This is a genomic window from Mesorhizobium sp. M2A.F.Ca.ET.039.01.1.1 (genome assembly GCF_003998035.1).
In the GTDB taxonomy this organism is placed as follows: domain Bacteria; phylum Pseudomonadota; class Alphaproteobacteria; order Rhizobiales; family Rhizobiaceae; genus Mesorhizobium.
The window spans coordinates 1-1,381 of the sequence record NZ_RZRY01001137.1 but is presented as its reverse complement, the minus strand read 5'-3'; the positions used below and the strand labels follow the sequence as shown (position 1 = coordinate 1,381).

The 1,381-nt window shown below is 64.8% G+C and carries 1 protein-coding gene; it reads left to right on the top strand.

What is annotated here, in order from left to right; all coding sequences use genetic code 11:
• Window positions 1–1,135: trimethylamine methyltransferase family protein (locus EOA24_RS37940; protein WP_127410822.1), on the top strand; the 1,135-nt coding region annotated here is incomplete at its 5' end.
• Window positions 1,136–1,381: the final 246 nt, after the last annotated feature.

The window sequence follows — 1,381 nt, the reverse complement described above, 5'->3', positions numbered from 1 at the left end:
CCCGGAGGGCAACCGCCGCTACGCGACGATCGAGGATTTCCAGAATTTCGTGAAGCTCGCCTATATGGCGCCGTCGATCCACCATTCAGGCGGCACAGTGTGCGAGCCGGTCGACGTGCCGGTCAACAAGCGCCACCTCGACATGATCTACGCGCATATCCGTTACTCGGACAAGCCGTTCATGGGCTCTGTGACCGCGCCGGAGCGGGCCGAGGATACGGTGGCGATGGCCAAGCTCGTCTTCGGCGACGACTTCGTCGAGAACAACACGGTGCTGACCAGCCTGATCAACGCCAACTCGCCGATGGTGTTCGACGAAACGATGCTCGGCGCCCTGAAGGTCTATTCGCGCCACAACCAGGCCTGCATCGTCACGCCCTTCATCCTGGCCGGCGCGATGAGCCCGGTGACGGTCGCCGGCACACTGACGCAGGTGCTGGCCGAAGTGCTCGCTGGCGCCTCGTTCACGCAGTTGATCCGGCCGGGCGCGCCGGTGCTGTTCGGCACCTTCGCCTCGTCGATCTCGATGCAGTCAGGCGCGCCGACCTTCGGCACGCCGGAGCCGTCGCTGGTCTCCTATGGCGCCGCCCAGCTGGCGCGCCGGCTCGGCCTGCCGTTCCGCACCGGCGGTTCGCTCTGCGCCTCGAAGATCCCGGATGCGCAGGCGGCCTATGAGAGCGCCAACACGCTCAACTCGACGATCCTCGCCGGCACCAATTTCGTGCTGCATTCGGCGGGCTGGCTCGAGGGCGGCCTCGCCTCCTGCTACGAGAAATTCATGATGGACATCGACCAGCTCGGCATGCAGCAGAAGTTCTGCGAGGGCGTCGACCTGTCGGAAAACGGCCAGGCGATGGACGCCATCCGCCAGGTCGGGCCGGGCAGCCATTATCTCGGCTGCGACCATACCCAGGCGAATTTCCAGACGGCCTTCTACCGCTCCAACATCGCCGACAACAATTCCTACGAGCAGTGGCTGGCCGAGGGCGAGAAGACCGCGCCGCAGCGCGCCAACGAGCTCGCACGCCGCTGGCTTGAAAGCTACGAAGCGCCGCATCTCGATCCGGCCATCGACGAGGCGCTGAAGGAGTTCATCGCCAAGAAGAAAGGCTCGATGCCCGACGCCTTCACGTGAAAGGAGCCCGATTCAGGCCGGGCTAAAGTGGCCGACATCATCCATAAGGAAGTCTGGCGGAGCGCGTTCTCCGACCCGGACCGGAAGGGATGACTTTTTCCCGCGCTCGGGTCGAGGTGATTGCGGCCGAGCTCGCGGCCAGTGGCCTGATCCTTCGCGGCGGTTTCACCTTCGGCGACGATGAGATGGCGCCAGCCGGACTTTCCGGCTTTCCAGCCAAATCGGTGCTCCTTGTTGGACAGGCGG